Origin of the sequence: Zoogloea sp. 1C4 (genome assembly GCF_009469605.1) — a bacterium.
GTDB lineage: Bacteria > Pseudomonadota > Gammaproteobacteria > Burkholderiales > Rhodocyclaceae > Zoogloea > Zoogloea oryzae.
On sequence record NZ_SSXU01000006.1, the window covers coordinates 17,598 to 31,229 of the forward strand.

Sequence of the window (13,632 nt, forward strand, 5' to 3'; positions counted from 1 at the left end):
AGCGCCTGACCCATGAAACTGGACGAAATCCGCGAGCACATCGGCTACCAGCCGGTACTGCTCGGCATCGTGGCCCTGGTGGCGAGCGCCGCGCTGGCGATGGCTGCTGGCTCTACCGGCGAGGCCATCGCCGCCGCCGAAGCCAAGGACCTGCGGGATTCCCTCGCCGAGGTGCTGCCGGCCGGGCTGGCCGACAACGATTTCCTGAAGGACACGCTGGCCATCGACAAGGCCGGCAAACCGGTGACGATCTACCGCGCCCGCCACGCCGGGGCCGTGAAGGCTGCGGTCTTTCAGGTGGCCGAGCGGGGCTACGCCGGCGAGATCAACATCCTGATGGCCGTCGATGCCGAAGGCCACACCCTGGGCGTACGGGTGCTCAAGCACACCGAGACCCCGGGCCTGGGCGACAAGATCGAGGTGAAGAAAGACCCCTGGGTGAAGGCCTTCGACGGCAAGTCCCTGGGCGATCCGGCCCCCGAACGGTGGGGGGTGAAGAAAGACGGCGGCGTGTTCGACCAGTTTGCCGGCGCCACCATCACCCCCCGCGCGGTGGTCAAGGCGGTGAAGGGCGGGCTGGATTTTTTTGCCGAGCACCGCACGGAAATCACGGGAGGCTGACATGAGCAACGACTACCGCAGCATCATCAAGGAAGGCCTGTGGGACCAGAACGTGGTGTTCTCCCAGCTGCTGGCCATGTGTCCGGCCATGGCGGTCACCACCAGCGGCACCAACGGCCTGGGCATGGGGCTGGCGACCACCGCGGTACTGGTGGTCTCCAACGTGCTGGTGTCGATGATCCGTCACACCGTCAGCTCCCAGGTGCGCATTCCGGTGTTCGTTGTGCTCATCGCCACCCTGGTGACGGTGGTGGACATGGCCATGAACGCCTGGCTGCACGATCTGTACAAGGTGCTCGGGTTGTTCATCGCGCTGATCGTGGTGAACTGCGCCATCCTCGGCCGTGCCGAAGCCTTCGCCGTCAAGAACGGGGTGGCCGCCTCGGCAGTGGATGGGCTGGCGATGGGGCTGGGCTTTACCGGCGCGCTGACGGTGATGGGGTTGCTGCGGGAGTTCCTCGGCGCCGGCACGCTGTTCGCCCAGGCATCCAACCTGCTCGGGCCGTCGTTTGCCTTTCTTGAAATGAAACTGCCCGGCTATGGCGGTGCACTGCTGATGATCCTGCCGCCCGGCGGGTTTGCCCTGCTGGGCTTCCTGCTCGCCGGCAAGCGGGCGATGGAGCGGCGCGCCGAAGCCCGGGCGGCGGTGCGGGGCCGCGGGCTGGCCACGCCGTCGGCGGCTTGAGGAGATCACAAAATGCAGATTGGCGTTGCCTACTCCGAGCCCGGAAACCAGATCTGGGTGACCATCGAGGTGCCCGAGACGGCCACGGTGACGGATGCCATCAAGCGCTCGGGCATCCTTGACCAGTTCCCCCACATCGACCTCACGAAGCAGAAGGTCGGTGTCTTCGGGCGGCTGGTGAAGCCCGATGCGGCCCTGCGCCCGGGTGACCGGGTGGAGATCTACCGCGCCATCATCGCCGACCCGGAAACCGTGCCCCGGCGCGATCTCGCCGACGACTGACCTGCCTCGACCGGCCGGCCCGCCCGGCCGGTTTCATGTCGGCTCCCCGATTTTTCATTTGCCTTCGAGAACGCCCATGTCCGCTCATCCTTCGCACCCACCCTCAACGGGCCGGGCGCTGCTGGCCCTCGGCCTGCTGCTCCCCGTGTCGGCCTTCGCGGCCGGCAGCCTGCCCTCCGTCGGTGGCATCCCGCTGGATTTCATCCTTTTCGCGCTCACCCTGCTGGGGGTGGCGCTGTTCCACAATACCACCCTCTACGTGGCCCTTGTCGGCCTCGTCACCATCAGCGCCTACAAGGTGCTCATCACCGGCTTCAAGACCGGCGCCGGCGTGGCGGGCCTGGTCGGCCACCTGGGGCACGAGTGGGTGACCATCGCCAACCTGTTCTGCCTGCTCACCGGCTTTGCGCTGCTCGCCCGGCATTTCGAGAAGAGCCACGTGCCGGTGATCCTGCCGCGCTTTCTGCCGGGTGACTGGAAGGGCGGCTTCCTGCTGCTGGTGATGGTCTTCGTGCTCTCCGGCTTTCTCGACAACATCGCCGCGGCGCTGATTGGTGGCGCGATGGCCCATCAGCTCTTCAAGGCCAAGGTGCACGTGGGCTACCTGGCGGCCATCGTCGCGGCGTCCAACGCGGGTGGCTCGGGCAGTGTGGTGGGCGACACCACCACCACCATGATGTGGATCGACGGGGTGAGCCCGCTGATCGTGGTGGATGCCTACGTGGCGGCGGCGGTGGCGCTGGTCATCATCGGCTACTTCGGTGCCCGTCAGCAGCACGCCTACTCGCCCATCCTGCGCCACGCCCACCAGCACACCCACGTGGACTGGGGGCGGATCTTCATCGTGCTGACCATGCTGGTGTTCGCGGTGGGGACCAACATCACCATTAACATCAAGTTTCCCGAGATGGCCGACGCCTTCCCCTTCATCGGTGTGGCCGTGTGGGCGGCGATCCTGCTGACCGTCCCGGTGCGTCGCCACGACTGGGAGGTGCTGCCGGACACCATCAAGGGCTCGGTCTTCCTGCTGTCGCTGGTGCTGTGCGCCTCGATGATGCCGGTGGAGGAGCTGCCCGCCGCCTCGTGGCAGTCGGCCCTTGCCCTGGGCTTCGTGTCGGCGGTGTTCGACAACATCCCGCTCACCGCGCTGGCCCTGCGCCAGGGCGGCTACGACTGGGGCTTCCTGGCCTACGCGGTGGGTTTTGGCGGTTCGATGCTGTGGTTCGGCTCGTCGGCCGGGGTGGCCCTGTCGAGCATGTTCCCCGAGGCTCGCTCGGCGGCCCAGTGGCTGCGCCACGGCTGGCACGTGCCGGTGGCCTACGTGACCGGCTTCTTCATCATGCTCACGGTGCTCGGCTGGCACCCGGATACCGACCACAACGCCCCGGCGCCGGTGGCGCTGGAGGCGCCCGTAGCGTCCCCCGCCAGCCACTGATTACCTCCGCGCTTCTGCCCGAAGGCCGCCGTTCTGGCGGCCTTTGTCTTTGGTGGGGCGCTGTTGGGTTTGTACCGGCAGCGGGGTTTTGTCGGCTTTGCTACATGCGTGGAATGACCGTCAGGCCTTTAAAAACAGGGGTTTGGAGCTGGCACTCAAATTGCAGGTAGGTGCCTGAACCCTTGGAGAGGCCAGCATGAAAGCCAGCGAAATCCAGGCCCTGCTCGACGAGCCGGCCTGCAGCCACAACAAGAAGGAAAAGTCCGGGTGCGCCAAGCCCAAGCCCGGCGCCACCGCCGGCGGGTGTTCCTTCGATGGCGCACAGATCGCGCTGCTGCCGATCGCCGACGTGGCCCACATCGTCCACGGCCCGATCGCCTGTGCGGGCTCGTCGTGGGACAACCGGGGCACCCGCTCCTCCGGCCCCACGCTGTACCGCATCGGGATGACCACCGATCTCTCCGAGACCGACGTGGTGATGGGCCGCGGCGAGAAGCGCCTGTTCCACGCCATCAAGCAGGCCATCGACAGCTACTCGCCGGCCGCGGTGTTCATCTACAACACCTGCGTCACCGCCCTGATCGGTGACGACGTGGAGGCCGTCTGCAAGGCCGCCACCGAGCGCTGGGGCACCCCGGTGGTGCCGGTGGACGCCGCTGGCTTCTACGGCACCAAGAACCTGGGTAACCGCCTCGCCGGCGAGGCGATGTTCAAGCATGTGATCGGCACCCGCGAGCCCGAACCCGCCGCCCCCCGCGCCGACGGCCTGCCCACCTACGACGTGAATCTGATCGGCGAATACAACATCGCCGGTGAGTTCTGGCACGTGCTGCCGCTCTTCGACGAACTGGGCCTGCGCATCCTGTGCACCCTGTCCGGCGACGCGCGCTTCCACGAGGTGCAGACCATGCACCGGGCGAAGGTGAACATGGTGGTGTGCGCCAAGGCGCTGCTCAACGTGGCCCGCAAGATGGAAGACAACTTCGGCATCCCGTTCTTCGAGGGCAGCTTCTACGGCGTGCAGGACATGAACAACGCCCTGCGCGACTTCGCCCGGATCATTGGCGACGCCGACCTGATCGCCCGCACCGAGGCCGTCATCGCCCGGGAGGAGGCCAAGTCCCGCGCGGCGCTCGACCCCTGGCGCGAGCGCCTCAACGGCAAGCGCGTGCTGCTCTACACCGGCGGCGTGAAGTCCTGGTCCATCGTCTCGGCCCTGCAGGACCTGGGCATGAAGGTGGTCGCCACCGGCACCAAGAAGTCCACCGAAGAGGACAAGGCGCGCATCCGCGAGCTGATGGGCGACGACACCAAGATGATCGACGACGGCAGCCCCAAGGCGCTGCTGTCCACCTACCACGAGTACAAGGCCGACATCCTCATCGCCGGCGGCCGCAACCTCTACACGGCCCTCAAGGCGCGCATCCCCTTCCTCGACATCAACCAGGAGCGGGAATTCGGCTACGCCGGTTACGCCGGCATGGAAGAGCTGGCCCGTCAGCTGGCCCTGTCGATGGGCAGCCCGGTGTGGGCGTCGGTGCGCAAGCCCGCCCCGTGGGCGGCCAAGCAAGGGCCTGGCACCGTGCTCGCTGCTTGAGGAGATCAAGATGGCTGAAATCGTCCAATCCAAGAAGGCGCTGGCGGTCAATCCGCTCAAGGTGAGCCAGCCGGTGGGGGCCTCGCTGGCTTTCCTCGGCCTGGGCCGGAGCCTGCCGCTGATGCACGGCTCCCAGGGCTGCACGGCCTTTGGCAAGGTGTTCTTCGTGCGCCACTTCCGCGAGCCGATTCCGCTGCAGACCACGGCGATGGATCAGGTGGCCTCGATCATGGGCGCCGACGACAACGTGGTCGAGGGCCTGCGGGTGCTTTCCGAGAAGAGCAAGCCCGACGTGATTGGCCTCGTTACCACGGGGCTTTCGGAAACCCAGGGCACCGACATCCGCCGCACGGTGCGGATCTTCCGCGAGAAGCACCCGGAGTACGCCGGGGTGGCGGTGGTGCCGGTGAACACGCCCGACTACGTGGGCTGCCTGGAGAGCGGCTACGCCCTGGCGGTGGAATCGATGATCGATGTGCTGGTGCCCGAAGGCTGCAGCGCCGGGCGCCGGCCCAAGCAGGTGAACGTGCTGGCGTCGGGCATGCTCACCCCCGGCGACATCGAGGCGATTCGCGAGTGGATCGAAGCCTTCGGCCTGCGGGCGGTGGTGCTGCCGGACATCGGCGATTCCCTCGACGGGCACCTCACCGACGCCGAGTTCTCGTCCCTCACCATCGGTGGCACGCCCCGGGCCGAGATCGAGATCATGGGCGAATCGGCGGCCACGCTAGTGGTCGGCCCGTCGCTCTTCAAGGCGGCGGACCTGCTCCGCGCCCGCACCGGCGTGCCCGACTACCGCTTTGCCGGCCTGATGGGGCTGGAAGACTGCGACGCCTTCACCCAGGCGCTGGCCGACATCTCCGGCCAGCCGGTGCCGGCACGCATCGACCGCTGGCGCGCCCAGCTGCAGGACGCGATGGTCGACTGCCACTTCATGCTCGGCTTCGCCCGCGTGGCCCTGGCGGCCGATCCCGACCTGCTGGGCATGCAGGCCACCTTCCTCACCGGCATGGGCGCCGAGATCGTTGCCGCGGTGAGCCCGGCCAAGCACGAGAGCCTGGCGCTGTTGCCGGTGCCGAAGATCGTCATCGGCGATCTGGAAGACCTGGAGAAGGACGCCCGCGCCGGCGGCGCCCAGGTGATCGTCGCCAACTCCCACGCCGCGGGCACCGCCGAGCGGCTGGGCCTGCCCCTGATGCGGGCCGGCTTTCCCCAATACGACCAGGTGGGCGGCTATGCGCGCACCTGGGTGGGCTACCGCGGCACGCGGCAGGCCTTGTTCGATTTCGCCAACCTGATGCTGAGGCAACACCATGAACTCGAACCCTATCAATCAATCTACCGGGCCGAGCCCCGCCTCGGCGACAACCATGGCTCCCCGTCGTCTGCAGCTGGTCTGGTCCATTAAAGAGGAGCCCGCCGCCGTGCTCAGGGTCGCCTTCGCCTCCACCGACCGCAGTCGGGTCAATCAGCACTTCGGCGCCGCCGAAGGTTTCGCCATCTACGAAGTGGTGCCCGACAAGGCCACCCTCGTGGGCGTCGCCGACTTCCCCGAAGAGGCGATGGACGGCAACGAGAACAAGCTCGCCGCCAAGGTGGAGTTTCTCGCCGGCTGCCACGCGGTGTACGTGATGGCCATCGGCGCCTCGGCGATCAAGCAGCTCATGGCCAAGGGCATCCAGCCGATCCGCACCGACGAGGTGGACGCCATCCCTGAACTGCTGGCCGAGATCAGCCGGGCGATGAAGGAGGGCGGCGTGCAGTGGATCGACCGCGCCATCGCCGCCCAGACCAAATCCGACGACCGCTTCTCGGAGATGGAAGACGAGGGTTGGCAGGGATGAGCGCGCCCTTCATCGAACACCGCGGCGTGGTGCGCCGCATCGAGGGCGGCAAGGCCATCGTCGCCATGGAGACCGGCGGCTGCTCGTCCTGCGGCCACGTGAGCGCCTGCGGCGTGGGCAAGATGGCCGGCGACCGCCCGGCCACGATGCTCACGGTGCCCCTCGAAGCGGGCGTGGCGGTGGGTGATGTGGTCTCCGTCGGCCTGCCGGCGGCGGGCCTGTCGGCCAGCGCCGTGCTCGGCTATCTCTTTCCGGCCATCGCCATGCTGCTGGGGGCGGCGCTCGCTGCCGCCTTCGACGGCCGCGATGGCGTTACTGCACTGGGGGCGATGGGGGGCTTTCTCGCCGCCCTGATCCTCGCCCGATTTGCGATCGCACTGGCACCCCGCCTGATGCCCGCCCCCCGGCTCGTGCCGATCCGCACGCCTTCCTCACCCATTTCCATCCAGGAGTTTCATCATGACTGACCCCGTCGTCGAACGCGATCCCATCCTCGATACCGATTTCATCAAGGAGATGGCCCGCCAGATGCGCGCCCTCGACACCTACGGCACCTACCAGGGCTGGACAGTGGAGAAGATCCTCGATCCCTACGTCCTCACCAAGGAACGCAAGGCCGAAATCCCCCTCATCGGCGACCCGGACGACGTGACCATCGCCCGCGTGAAGGCTTTCTACAACGCCATCGCCGTGCTCATCGAGAAGGAATGCAAGCAGCTCGCCGTGCCGCTGGTGCATCTGACCCACGAAGGCTTTGGCCGCGCGCTGATCACCGTCGGCAAGCTGGTCGCCGTGGATCGCACCCTGCGCGACGTGCATCGCTTCGGCTTTGCCAGCCTCTCCAAGATGAAGGACGAGGCCGACAAGATCCTCTCCGTGGCCCTTGAGCGCATCGGCGAATACCCCGCCGTCGCCGGGATGTGAGCAGGGAGGCCGTCATGAGCACCGCCGAAGAGATCGCGGCCCTCGACAAGGAAGTGAAGAAGCTCAAGCGCATCGCTTCCGAATGGGCCTCCCAGCTGCACGACCTCGTGGAAGACCGCCTGCCGGCGGGCTACCACGAGATCCCGGGCATTTCCCAATCCACGTACGACGCCTGCCAGGCATGGGCGGAGGCCAACGCCCGCCTGTCTGCGGCACAGAAAGGTTGATTCATCATGGCGCAGATCACTGGCCTGACCCGCGGGGGCGTGGAATGGACGCCCGAATTCGTCACCAACCTGGATCAGGCCAAGTGCATCGGCTGTGGCCGCTGCTACAAGGTCTGTCCGCGCAACGTGCTCGATCTGGTCGAGCGCGAGCTGGAGGATGACGACGACTCCGACGACGACAACATGATGGTGATGTCCATCGCCAACGGCGCCGACTGCATCGGCTGCGGCTCCTGCGGCCGGGTGTGCCCGAAGGACTGCTACACCTACTCGCCGGCGAGCGTGTGATGGCCGGGGCCGAGCCTGTCGCGGCGGTCGCGCCGCAGCCCGACGCCGCCACCGGGGCCGCCGTGTGCGCGGCCCTGCGGCGGGAGGTGGAGCGCCTTGGCCTGTCCATCGGCAACGAGCCGGACTGGTCGCTGCTCTCCTTCGAGGAGAAGACCGACCCCTTCTCCCAGGAGGTAAGCCTGATCGGCACCTGGCGCGGCTCGGCCCGCTATGGCACCGTCACGCTGTTCCCCGATGGGCGCGTGTTTGCCGAATACCAGGTGCTGCTGCCCCATCCCGACAAGCCCGAGAGCTACGTGGAATCCGTGCAGGTGTGGGGCAAGCCCGACAAGCTTCGCGGCGAGGCCGTGATCGCCGCCTACATGACCTGACGATGGACACGCAGCCGCGGCTGATCCTGCTGCACAAACACAAGACCAGCGGGCGGGTGCGTTTTCTGTGCCTGCCCTATGGCGTCGTCGCCTTCAAGGCCCTGCCGGCGCTGGCCGCGCTGCGGGACGAGGACTGGTCGCCGAAGGTCCAGATTCACCCCGCCGCCATCGTGCGCGAGGCGGAGGTGCGGCTCGGCCTGCCCGAGGATGCCATCGACCCGGAAGGCGATTTCCAGGCCTGGGTGGATACCCCGGGCGGCGACGTGCCGGTGCTGCTGGGCGCCTTTGCCGGCATCGACCCGCCCTTTGGCGCGGCCGACCGGATCGGCGCGCGATTCATCGCCATCACCGAATCCCGCGCCCTGACCGACGTGGAGCGCCAGCTCCTGCGCCGGGCCTACGAGCACGTGCTGGGCTGATCCGCCGCGCTCACACGCCCGGCATCGGTGCAAAGCCCGGCAGGGCCTTGACCCGCGCGATCCACGCGCGGATGTGGGGGAAGTCGCTCAGGGACACGCCGCCTTCCGGGGCCAGCGCCACGTAGGGGAGCACCGCGCAGTCGGCAATGGTCGGCCGGTCCAGCGCCAGCCAGTCGTGATCGGCCAGCCGTGCGTTGATCAGCGGCAGGATGCGCGCCGCCCGGCGCAGGGTGTCGGCCTTGTCGAGGGCGTAGCCGAACTTGTCCACCAGCCGCGCCGCGCCAGGGCCGTTCTGCACTTCGTTGGCGGCGGTAGAGAGCCACTGCACCACCTCGGCCATCGCCGCCGGATCGCTGGGCAGCCAGGCTTCGCCGGCGTAGCGGCGGGCGAGATAGACGAGGATCGCCTGGGAATCGCGCAGCACCACCTCGCCATCCACCAGGACGGGCAGCTCGCCCCACGGGTTGAGCTCGATCAGGGGCGGGCGCTTGTGCTCGCCGGCGAGGAAATCCACTGGGACGATGTCCACGGGGATGCCGGCCAGCCCGGCAAACAGGCGCACCTTGTAGCAGTTGCCGGAAAGGGTGAGGTCGTACAGTTTCATGGGTGTCTCCTTTTCTCGTTGGGGCGTCAGGGGTGGGAAGGGGTGGAAGGGATGTCCAGCGCCGCCAGCTCGCGGGCCGAATAGCGCGGAGTGATGTGCTGCGAGCAGTTCCAGTCGAAGGCCGCGATGTGCAGCACCATCACCCGCTCGGTGGGTGGCGCGCCGGGCAGGCCGACGGCGGCGACGAGCGTCGGGTCGGCCTCGTCGGCGGGCAGCACGGTGATCTCGGCGAGCAGCTTGAGGCGCCGGCGGTTGGGGTAGTCCATCAGGATCAGCGCCGCCTTGGGCTGGCCTGCCAGGTTGCCGATGCTGACGAACTGGCGGTTGCCGCCGTAGTCGGCAAAGGCCAGCGTGCGTTCATCGATCACCCGCAGGAAGCCCGGCGGGCCGCCCCGGTGCTGCACGTGGGGCCAGCCGCCTTCGCCCACGGTGGCGAGGTAGGCGCTGTCGCGGGCGGCGATGAAGGCGCGCTCCCGATCGCCCAGGATCGCTTCGGGGTTGCCCGCCGGTGTGGGCAGCGGGGCGCCCAGGTAGCGCTGCTGGGTGGCGCGTACGCCGGGCGTGCAGGTGATGTCGGCAAAGTGGCGGGACATGGCAGGTTCTCCAGACCGTTTTGGCTATCGTGATCCTTTCGATTGCGGCAATAAATACGCGTTTGAGAATTTCATTGGTGCGGCGATCGGTTTAATCTTGGCCCTATGGACAAGTTCAAGGCGATGAACACCTTTGTCGGCATCGTCGAGGCCGGCAGCCTGACGGCCGCCGCGGATCGGCTCGGGGTGTCGCTGGCGGCGGTGGTGCGCAGCCTCGCGGCGCTGGAGGAATCCCTCGGCGTGCGCCTGCTCAACCGCAGCACGCGGCGCATCGCGCTCACCGAAGAGGGGCGCGACTACCTGGAGCGCAGCCGGCGTCTGCTGGCCGATCTGGCCGACATGGAGAACGCCGTCACCGCCCGGCGCACGCGGCCGTCGGGGCGGCTGGTGATCACCGCGCCGGTGATGTTCGGCCGGCTGCACGTGGCGCCGGTGGTCACCGATTTCCTCGCCGAACATCCCGAGATGAGCGTCGAGCTGCTGCTGGTGGATCGGGTGCTTGATCTCCTCGACGAGAGCATCGACCTGGCGCTGCGCATCGGCGCGCTGCCGGATTCGGGGCTGGTGGCGGTGCCGGTGGGCAGCACCCGCCGGGTGACCTGCGCGAGTCCGGGCTACATCGCCCGCCACGGCCGGCCGATGCACCCGACGGAGCTCGCCGGCCACGCGGTGATCCGCCTCACCGGGCTGGGCGACGGGCACGAATGGCATTTCGAGCGGGGCAGCGAGCACGTGCGGGTGCCGGTGCGCAGCAGCTTCGCCACCAATCAGGTGGACGTGGGGCTGGATGCCTGCCGCAAGGGCGTGGGCTGCGGGCGCTTCCTGGCCTATCAGGTGCGCGCGTCGGAGGCCGCCGGCGAGCTGGAGCGGCTGCTGGACGACTGGGCGCCGCCGGCGGTGCCGGTGAGCCTGCTGTATCCCCACGGGCGGCTGCTGCCGTCCCGGGTGCGGGCCTTCCTCGACTGGGCCGCGCCGCGCCTGCGCGAACGCCTGGCCGGCTGATCGAGCGCGTCGCGGCGGCGGCGCGAATCCCCCATTGTCGTAAACGCGACACGCCTCCGACAGTCGTCCGAAGGCTGACATCCCTATCAAAAACAACGGTTTGCCGGTTTGGCGGGACGTGGCACGTCCCTTGCAAAGAGGAGGCATAGCCCCCCAAATCGGAGAACCGAAATGATCAATCTCACCCCCGCTGCCGTCAAAGCCGTCCAACGTTTCATCCGCGGCTCCGAAACCCCCGTTGCCGGTCTGCGCCTGGTTGTTTCGGGCGGCGGCTGCTCCGGCCTTCAGTACGGCATGAAGCTCGAAGCCGAGAAGGCCGAGGACGACTGGGAACTGGAAATCGACGGCGTGAAGCTGCTGGTGGACCCGATGACCATGCCGATGATCGACAACGTCACCGTGGATTTCGTGGATACGCTCACCCACACCGGTTTCAAGTTCGACAACCCCAACGCCAGCGCCAAGTGCGCCTGCGGTTCTTCGTTCTCGGTTTAAGGAGCTGCCGCCATGTGGGAATACTCAGACAAGGTCCGCGAGCACTTCTTCAACCCGCGCAACTCCGGCCCGCTGGAAGAAGCCAACGGCATCGGCGACGTGGGCTCCATCCAGTGCGGCGATGCGCTGCGCCTGATGCTCAAGGTCGAACCCGAGACCGAGGTCATCCAGGACGCGCACTTCCAGACCTTCGGCTGCGGCTCGGCGATCGCCTCGTCGTCGGCGCTCACCGAGATGATCAAGGGCATGACCCTGGATGAAGCCCTCAAGGTTTCCAATCAGGACATCGCCGACTTCCTCGATGGCCTGCCGCCCGAGAAGATGCACTGCTCGGTGATGGGCCGCGAAGCCCTGCAGGCCGCCATCGCCAACTACCGCGGCGAGGAGTGGAGCGACGACCACGAGGAAGGTGCGCTGATCTGCAAGTGCTTTGCCGTGGACGCGGTGATGATCGAAGACGTGGTGAAGGCCAACAACCTCAACACCGTCGAGGAAGTCACCTTCTACACCAAGGCCGGTGGTGGCTGCGCCGCCTGCCACGAAGGCATCGAGGAGATCCTCGCCAAGGTGATGGCCGAGCGCGCCGGCCCCGGCGAAGTGTCGCCCCCGCCCGCCTGCCCGGCCACCCCGGAAGCGCCGAAGCCGCCTTCCACCAAGCTCACCCTGGTGCAGAAGATCAAGAAGATCGAGGAAGTCCTCGAATCCGTCCGCCCGATGCTCCAGCGCGACCACGGCGACGTGGAGCTGGCCGACGTGCAGGGCAAGAAGATCTACGTGCATCTGAAGGGCGCCTGCTCCGGCTGCATGATGGAAGCGGCCACCCTGGGCGGCATCCAGCAGAAGATGATCGAGGCGCTGGGCGAGCTGGTGCAGGTTCTGCCCTCGTCCCACATGCCGGTTGAGGCGTAATCCCCCGATACGCCAGCACCCGCGATCCGGTCGGTGGCCGGATCGCCGCGACACCCCAACAGAACATAGAGAGGCCCGTGCCATGAAACCCGTCTATCTCGACAACAACGCCACGACGCGGGTCGATCCTGCGGTGGTGGAGGCCATGCTCCCGTTCTTCACCGAGCATTTCGGCAACGCCTCGTCCATCCACGCCTTCGGCAGCGAAGTGGGCAAGGCCCTCAAGAAGGCGCGCAGTCAGGTGCAGGCGCTGCTGGGCGCCGAGCATGATTCGGAGATCATCTTCACCTCCTGCGGCACCGAATCCGATTCCACCGCCATCCTATCGGCCCTCAAGGCCCAGCCGGAGCGCAACACGGTCATCACCACCGTCGTCGAGCACCCGGCCATCCTGACCCTGTGCGAATGGCTCGAGAAGGAGGGCTACATCGTCCACAAGCTCAAGGTGGATAAAAAAGGCCGCCTCGACATCGACGAGTACAAGTCGCTGCTGAATGACCGCGTGGCCGTGGTGTCGGTGATGTGGGCCAACAACGAGACGGGCACCATCTTTCCGGTGGAAGAGATGGCCGAGCTGGCGGCGGCCAAGGGCATCATGTTCCACACCGACGCCGTGCAGGCCGTGGGCAAGATCCCCATCGACCTGAAGAACACCAAGATCGACATGCTGTCGCTCTCCGGCCACAAGCTCCACGCCCCCAAGGGCATCGGCGTGCTCTACCTGCGCCGTGGCTGCCGCTTCCGTCCGCTGCTGCGCGGCGGCCACCAGGAGCGCGGCCGTCGCGCCGGCACCGAGAACTCGGCCTCCATCGTCGGCCTCGGCATGGCCTGCGAGCTGGCGATGAAGCACATGGAAACCGAGAACACCACCGTGCGCGCCCTGCGGGACAAGCTGGAAAAAGGCATCCTCAGCCAGATCACCCATTGCTTCCCCACCGGCGACGTGGCCAACCGGCTGCCCAACACCAGCAACATCGCCTTCGAATACATCGAGGGCGAGGCCATCCTGCTGCTGCTGAACAAGCTGGGCATCGCCGCCAGCTCGGGCTCGGCCTGCACCTCGGGCTCGCTCGAACCTTCCCACGTGATGCGGGCCATGGGCATCCCCTACACAGCCGCCCACGGCACCATCCGCTTCTCCCTGTCGGTGTACAACACCGAAGAGGAAGTGGACCGCGTCATCGCCGCCGTCCCGCCGATCATCGAACAACTGCGCAAGCTCTCGCCCTACTGGGGCGACAAGGGCCCCTCCGCCAACCCGGAAGCCAGCTTCGCACCGACCTACGCGTAGGCCGGCATCGAACGTAACTCCTCAAGCAGTAACCAAGGCTTGGCC

At 67.4% G+C, this 13,632-nt stretch carries 19 protein-coding genes; 17 read left to right on the forward strand and 2 right to left on the reverse strand.

Going from position 1 to position 13,632, the window contains the following annotated elements:
• The first annotated feature begins 12 nt into the window (after window positions 1–12).
• From rsxG to GH681_RS09045, 13 genes are all read left to right on the forward strand, one after another.
• Complete coding sequence (rsxG, locus tag GH681_RS08985) at window positions 13–621, forward strand: electron transport complex subunit RsxG (protein WP_153161140.1); 609 nt, start codon at window positions 13–15, stop codon at window positions 619–621.
• A gap of 1 nt (window position 622) precedes the next feature.
• Window positions 623–1,306: an electron transport complex subunit E gene (locus tag GH681_RS08990; protein WP_153161141.1), complete on the forward strand. Its 684-nt coding sequence runs from the start codon at window positions 623–625 to the stop codon at window positions 1,304–1,306.
• Window positions 1,307–1,318: 12 nt separating this feature from the next.
• Complete coding sequence (locus GH681_RS08995) at window positions 1,319–1,588, forward strand: RnfH family protein (protein WP_153161142.1); 270 nt, start codon at window positions 1,319–1,321, stop codon at window positions 1,586–1,588.
• A gap of 76 nt (window positions 1,589–1,664) precedes the next feature.
• Window positions 1,665–3,023: a citrate transporter gene (locus tag GH681_RS09000; protein ID WP_228111847.1), complete on the forward strand. Its 1,359-nt coding sequence runs from the start codon at window positions 1,665–1,667 to the stop codon at window positions 3,021–3,023.
• A gap of 196 nt (window positions 3,024–3,219) precedes the next feature.
• Window positions 3,220–4,620: a nitrogenase iron-molybdenum cofactor biosynthesis protein NifE gene (gene nifE / locus GH681_RS09005; protein WP_153161143.1), complete on the forward strand. Its 1,401-nt coding sequence runs from the start codon at window positions 3,220–3,222 to the stop codon at window positions 4,618–4,620.
• A 10-nt stretch (window positions 4,621–4,630) separates the two neighbouring features.
• Window positions 4,631–6,028 carry a nitrogenase iron-molybdenum cofactor biosynthesis protein NifN gene (gene nifN / locus GH681_RS09010; RefSeq protein ID WP_153161144.1) on the forward strand — a complete coding sequence of 466 codons (1,398 nt, stop codon included), beginning with the start codon at window positions 4,631–4,633 and terminating at the stop codon, window positions 6,026–6,028.
• Complete coding sequence (locus tag GH681_RS09015) at window positions 5,991–6,464, forward strand: NifB/NifX family molybdenum-iron cluster-binding protein (RefSeq protein ID WP_153161145.1); 474 nt, start codon at window positions 5,991–5,993, stop codon at window positions 6,462–6,464. Before nifN ends, GH681_RS09015 begins: the two co-directional genes overlap by 38 nt.
• Window positions 6,461–6,931 carry a SoxR reducing system RseC family protein gene (locus GH681_RS09020; protein ID WP_153161146.1) on the forward strand — a complete coding sequence of 157 codons (471 nt, stop codon included), beginning with the start codon at window positions 6,461–6,463 and terminating at the stop codon, window positions 6,929–6,931. Before GH681_RS09015 ends, GH681_RS09020 begins: the two co-directional genes overlap by 4 nt.
• On the forward strand, window positions 6,924–7,388 hold the full coding sequence (locus GH681_RS09025) for a NifX-associated nitrogen fixation protein (RefSeq protein ID WP_153161147.1): 465 nt from the start codon (window positions 6,924–6,926) through the stop codon (window positions 7,386–7,388). The genes GH681_RS09020 and GH681_RS09025 overlap by 8 nt, the downstream gene beginning before the upstream one ends.
• Window positions 7,389–7,402: 14 nt before the next feature.
• Window positions 7,403–7,615, forward strand: a complete 213-nt coding sequence (locus GH681_RS09030) for a CCE_0567 family metalloprotein (RefSeq protein WP_153161148.1) — start codon at window positions 7,403–7,405, stop codon at window positions 7,613–7,615.
• Between the two features lie 3 nt (window positions 7,616–7,618).
• A complete protein-coding gene (fdxB, locus tag GH681_RS09035) occupies window positions 7,619–7,903 on the forward strand; it encodes a ferredoxin III, nif-specific (protein WP_304951751.1) in 285 nt (94 codons plus the stop codon).
• Complete coding sequence (locus GH681_RS09040; RefSeq protein ID WP_153161150.1) at window positions 7,903–8,274, forward strand: hypothetical protein; 372 nt, start codon at window positions 7,903–7,905, stop codon at window positions 8,272–8,274. The genes fdxB and GH681_RS09040 overlap by 1 nt, the downstream gene beginning before the upstream one ends.
• Before the next feature lie 2 nt (window positions 8,275–8,276).
• Window positions 8,277–8,693 carry a hypothetical protein gene (locus GH681_RS09045; RefSeq protein WP_153161151.1) on the forward strand — a complete coding sequence of 139 codons (417 nt, stop codon included), beginning with the start codon at window positions 8,277–8,279 and terminating at the stop codon, window positions 8,691–8,693.
• A 10-nt stretch (window positions 8,694–8,703) separates the two neighbouring features.
• Here GH681_RS09045 and GH681_RS09050 read toward each other — a convergent pair whose 3' ends face one another.
• Both GH681_RS09050 and GH681_RS09055 read right to left on the reverse strand, forming a co-directional pair.
• Complete coding sequence (locus GH681_RS09050) at window positions 8,704–9,297, reverse strand: glutathione S-transferase family protein (protein WP_153161152.1); 594 nt, start codon at window positions 9,295–9,297, stop codon at window positions 8,704–8,706.
• Between the two features lie 26 nt (window positions 9,298–9,323).
• Window positions 9,324–9,890, reverse strand: a complete 567-nt coding sequence (locus GH681_RS09055; protein ID WP_153161153.1) for a pyridoxamine 5'-phosphate oxidase family protein — start codon at window positions 9,888–9,890, stop codon at window positions 9,324–9,326.
• Between the two features lie 123 nt (window positions 9,891–10,013).
• Between GH681_RS09055 and GH681_RS09060 the strand changes: the two genes are divergently transcribed.
• From GH681_RS09060 to nifS, 4 genes are all read left to right on the forward strand, one after another.
• Window positions 10,014–10,892, forward strand: a complete 879-nt coding sequence (locus GH681_RS09060) for a LysR family transcriptional regulator (RefSeq protein WP_228111848.1) — start codon at window positions 10,014–10,016, stop codon at window positions 10,890–10,892.
• 171 nt (window positions 10,893–11,063) lie between these two features.
• Window positions 11,064–11,387, forward strand: coding sequence for an iron-sulfur cluster assembly accessory protein (locus tag GH681_RS09065; protein ID WP_153161155.1), 324 nt, complete (start codon window positions 11,064–11,066; stop codon window positions 11,385–11,387).
• Between the two features lie 12 nt (window positions 11,388–11,399).
• Window positions 11,400–12,296: a Fe-S cluster assembly protein NifU gene (gene nifU / locus GH681_RS09070; protein WP_153161156.1), complete on the forward strand. Its 897-nt coding sequence runs from the start codon at window positions 11,400–11,402 to the stop codon at window positions 12,294–12,296.
• Between the two features lie 82 nt (window positions 12,297–12,378).
• Complete coding sequence (nifS, locus tag GH681_RS09075; RefSeq protein WP_153161157.1) at window positions 12,379–13,587, forward strand: cysteine desulfurase NifS; 1,209 nt, start codon at window positions 12,379–12,381, stop codon at window positions 13,585–13,587.
• The last annotated feature ends 45 nt before the right edge of the window (window positions 13,588–13,632 follow it).

Bases quoted from the DNA above. Each gene is read 5' to 3' on its own strand.
- rsxG (WP_153161140.1), top strand. From the start codon at position 13: ATGAAACTGGACGAAATCCGCGAGCACATCGGCTACCAGCCGGTACTG.
- GH681_RS08990 (WP_153161141.1), top strand. From the start codon at position 623: ATGAGCAACGACTACCGCAGCATCATCAAGGAAGGCCTGTGGGACCAG.
- GH681_RS08995 (WP_153161142.1), top strand. From the start codon at position 1,319: ATGCAGATTGGCGTTGCCTACTCCGAGCCCGGAAACCAGATCTGGGTG.
- GH681_RS09000 (WP_228111847.1), top strand. From the start codon at position 1,665: ATGTCCGCTCATCCTTCGCACCCACCCTCAACGGGCCGGGCGCTGCTG.
- nifE (WP_153161143.1), top strand. From the start codon at position 3,220: ATGAAAGCCAGCGAAATCCAGGCCCTGCTCGACGAGCCGGCCTGCAGC.
- nifN (WP_153161144.1), top strand. From the start codon at position 4,631: ATGGCTGAAATCGTCCAATCCAAGAAGGCGCTGGCGGTCAATCCGCTC.
- GH681_RS09015 (WP_153161145.1), top strand. From the start codon at position 5,991: ATGGCTCCCCGTCGTCTGCAGCTGGTCTGGTCCATTAAAGAGGAGCCC.
- GH681_RS09020 (WP_153161146.1), top strand. From the start codon at position 6,461: ATGAGCGCGCCCTTCATCGAACACCGCGGCGTGGTGCGCCGCATCGAG.
- GH681_RS09025 (WP_153161147.1), top strand. From the start codon at position 6,924: ATGACTGACCCCGTCGTCGAACGCGATCCCATCCTCGATACCGATTTC.
- GH681_RS09030 (WP_153161148.1), top strand. From the start codon at position 7,403: ATGAGCACCGCCGAAGAGATCGCGGCCCTCGACAAGGAAGTGAAGAAG.
- GH681_RS09040 (WP_153161150.1), top strand. From the start codon at position 7,903: ATGGCCGGGGCCGAGCCTGTCGCGGCGGTCGCGCCGCAGCCCGACGCC.
- GH681_RS09045 (WP_153161151.1), top strand. From the start codon at position 8,277: ATGGACACGCAGCCGCGGCTGATCCTGCTGCACAAACACAAGACCAGC.
- GH681_RS09050 (WP_153161152.1), bottom strand. From the start codon at position 9,297: ATGAAACTGTACGACCTCACCCTTTCCGGCAACTGCTACAAGGTGCGC.
- GH681_RS09055 (WP_153161153.1), bottom strand. From the start codon at position 9,890: ATGTCCCGCCACTTTGCCGACATCACCTGCACGCCCGGCGTACGCGCC.
- GH681_RS09060 (WP_228111848.1), top strand. From the start codon at position 10,014: ATGAACACCTTTGTCGGCATCGTCGAGGCCGGCAGCCTGACGGCCGCC.
- GH681_RS09065 (WP_153161155.1), top strand. From the start codon at position 11,064: ATGATCAATCTCACCCCCGCTGCCGTCAAAGCCGTCCAACGTTTCATC.
- nifU (WP_153161156.1), top strand. From the start codon at position 11,400: ATGTGGGAATACTCAGACAAGGTCCGCGAGCACTTCTTCAACCCGCGC.
- nifS (WP_153161157.1), top strand. From the start codon at position 12,379: ATGAAACCCGTCTATCTCGACAACAACGCCACGACGCGGGTCGATCCT.